The sequence below is a fragment of the Acidobacteriota bacterium genome (assembly GCA_039030395.1).
In the GTDB taxonomy this organism is placed as follows: Bacteria; Acidobacteriota; Thermoanaerobaculia; order Multivoradales; family JBCCEF01; genus JBCCEF01.
In genome coordinates this window covers 1-3,076 of sequence record JBCCEF010000051.1, presented here as the reverse complement: position 1 = coordinate 3,076, position 3,076 = coordinate 1, and the positions used below count along the sequence as shown (strand labels likewise).

Annotated in this window: 3 protein-coding genes; 1 reads left to right on the top strand and 2 read right to left on the bottom strand. The window is 67.3% G+C overall.

What is annotated here, in order from left to right; genetic code table 11:
• Positions 1-2,050: glycoside hydrolase family 3 N-terminal domain-containing protein (locus AAF481_20340; GenBank protein MEM7483516.1), on the bottom strand; the 2,050-nt coding region annotated here is incomplete at its 3' end.
• Entirely contained in the window at positions 2,047-2,655 is a 609-nt protein-coding gene (locus AAF481_20335; protein MEM7483515.1) for a Uma2 family endonuclease, read from the bottom strand. The genes AAF481_20340 and AAF481_20335, both read right to left, overlap by 4 nt.
• A gap of 79 nt (positions 2,656-2,734) precedes the next feature.
• Here AAF481_20335 and AAF481_20330 point away from each other — a divergent pair.
• Positions 2,735-3,076, top strand: a 342-nt coding sequence (locus tag AAF481_20330; GenBank protein MEM7483514.1) for a D-aminoacylase, incomplete at its 3' end; no start/stop codon positions are given.

Genomic DNA, 3,076 nt, shown 5'->3' with positions numbered 1-3,076 from the left:
CGTCGACCAGGACCATCGTCATGGTGGTGGTGGCGAGGACCTTGGTCAGGCTGGCGAGATCGTAGATCGTGTCGGCGCTCACCGCGGCGGCCTCGGCGTCGTAGGACAGCTTGCCGAAAGGTCGTAGATAGACGAGAGCACCACGGCGGCCGACCGCCAGAACACCACCGGGAAAAGCCTTCTCGGCCAGGAAGCGATCGATCACCTGATCGACCGCCGCCATACCGCCGGCGCGGAAACCGACCTCTTCCGGGCGGGCTCGACGCAAGGTCATCTCGCGCCTCGGGATGTCGAGTCCATGGCCATAAGGGTAGTCCCCCGGCAGCGTGACGGGCAGGCGGCCGCTGACCGGTGCCTCACCGAAGAGGGCTGCCATGGCCGCCCGCTGGCTGGAGGACACCGCGCCGTAGGCACAAACGTAGGCCTCGACCGCCGGCAGGCTGGCGAGGAGATAGGGGCTACCGAAGGAGACGGCGATCATCGGACGGTCGCTGGCCTGGCGCAGCTGGTGCAGAAGACGCGCATGGGACGGCGACTGCGGCGCGGCACCGGCACCGGCCGACACCCGCACATAGGCCGTGATGAGGACGTGGGTCGCGCTTTCCGCCGCGGTGAGGATCTCGCGTGCCGTTTCGGCCGACACCTCCGGTCCCAGGTAGAAGGTGTCGGCGGCGACCCGGCGGGCCTCGAGCTCGTCTTGCGGCAAGCCATGGCGGCTGAGTCGGCCCGAGATCACCAGGTGCAGGAGACGCAGGGGCTGCTCGGCCCGCAGGGGCAGGACGCCGCCTTCGTTGCGCACCACGGTGATCGAGTCGCGCGCGATCTCCGCCGCCCCTGCGACATCCTCCGGTCGCGCCACCTCCCGTTCGATCGCGGCACGGTCGACGGTCCTTTCACGATGCAGACCGAATCGCGCTTTGGCCTCCAAGATGCGCTGTACCGACAGGTCCAAGCGAGCCTCGGTGATCTGCCCTTCGTCCACCGCGCGCACCAAGGACTCGATGGCGACCCTGGTATCCGGCGGCAGGAGAATGACATCGGCACCGGCCTGCACGGCACGGATCGCCGCGCCGCCGGCCCAGGCGGGCCGCACGCCGGCCATCTCCATTGCGTCGGTGACGATCAAGCCCTCGAAGCCCAGGGTATCGCGCAGCAGACCGCCCGACAGGGCTGGCGACAGGGTCGCCGGCGCCCCCGAGGGATCGAGCGCCGGCACCGCGATGTGGCCCAGCATCACCGCATCGACCCCGGCCTCCACCGCGGCGCGAAAAGGCACCAGCTCGACGGCCTCCAATCGCGCCTGGTCGGCCTCCACCGTCGGCAGCGCGACGTGCGAATCGATCGCCGTATCGCCGTGCCCGGGGAAGTGCTTGACGGTGGTCAACAGGCCGCCGCTGCGAGCTCCTTCGACGAAGGCCCGCGTCATCTGTGCCACCAGCTCCGGCTGCTCGCCGAAGGAGCGGATGTTGATGATCGGGTTGGCCGGGTTGTTGTTGACGTCGGCCACCGGGGCAAACCCCCAGTGGATCCCCAGGGCACGGGCCTCGCGCGCCGTCACCTCACCGAAAAATCGGGCCGCTTCTGGCGACCGCGTCGCCCCGACCGCCATGGCGTAAGGCAACGGCACCGTGCCGCGCCGCACCCGAAACGCCAGGCCGCGCTCGAGGTCGGAAGCGACCAGTAGCGGCACCTCCGCTGCGTTCTGCAACCGATCGAGCAGGCTGGGGATCGACTCCAGATCGGAATCGAAAACGATCACCCCGCCGACACCCTGTTGCCGAACATTGTGTAGCAAGCGCTGGGCGCTGGCGGAGCGTGGGTGCTGGTAGCGGCCATGGGTGCGAATCATGACCATCTGCGCCGCCTTCTCCTCCAAGCCCATCGACTCCAGGGTGGCGTCGACCCACTGGCGCGCCGCACGCGGCAGCGGCGAGACCGGCTCGGCGTGCAGGCTCGCCGCAACGCCGAGGAGTGCCAACAACGCTAGAGCCGACGAGAGGAGCGCGGAACCAGGCCTTCTGTCGATCTGGGCTTCGTGCGCTCGCTTCACGCCTCGGGACCTGGAACCGGCGTTGGCCTCGGCACGTCATCGAAGCGAACCTTGGCATAGACCTCTGCAATGTCCAACTCGGCGGCGATCGACGACAAGGCCATCCGTCCACCGCCGTCTCGGGTCTCCGACAGGAGCCAAGTGCTGTCCGGCTGGCGCTCGTAGCGCATGACATGGACGCGATCCTGGGCGACGAAGAGCACCTCTTGCACGGAATCGATGCTTCGATAATGCTCGAACTTGCCACCACGATCACGATCTGCGGTCGACTTGGACAAGACTTCGATCAACAGGGTCGGGTTGAGCAAGGTATCCAGCTCGCTGTCTTCGAAGGACGGCTCGCCACAGACCGCCACGACATCCGGATAGGTGTAGAGGCCCGTTGCAGGGATCTTGACCCGCATGGCGCTGGTGTACACCTCGCACGGGCGTCGACGAAGCTGGGCCCTCAGCTCGGCGCCGAGGTTGAGTGTGATCAGGTTGTGCCGGCGGCTGGCGCCCGCCAGGGTAAAGATCTGGCCGTCGAGATACTCACTTCGGGTCGCCGCTGCCCTTTCGTGGGCCAGGTACTCCTGCGGTGAAAAGCGTGTCTGCGGTTGGGCCATAATGCATCCGGCAATCGAAGCCTATCCCGAATCCACCTCTGATCGTAGCAGCTTATACTCCGTCGAAAGGAGGTCTTCGATGCTCGAACGGTTCATCAGGACGTCGGCTGTCGGCTGCGTCCTCTTTGCACTGGCAGCTTGCCGTCCGGTGGAGCACGATGTCCTCATCCGTGGCGGTACGGTGATCGACGGTTCGGGCTCGCCCCGGACGACCGCCGACGTCGCCCTCGACGGCGACCGCATCACCGCCATCGGCGATCTGGAATCGCATCGCGGCCGGCTCGAGATCGACGCCGCGGGCTTGGTCGTCGCGCCGGGCTTCATCAACATGCTGAGCTGGGCCAACGAGGCCCTGCTGCACGACGGGCGGTCCCTCTCCGACGTCGTGCAAGGAGTCACCCTGGAGGTAATGGGCGAAGGG

Coding starts and splice junctions, on each gene's coding strand:
- AAF481_20335 (MEM7483515.1), bottom strand. CDS start 2,655: ATGGCCCAACCGCAGACACGCTTTTCACCGCAGGAGTACCTGGCCCAC.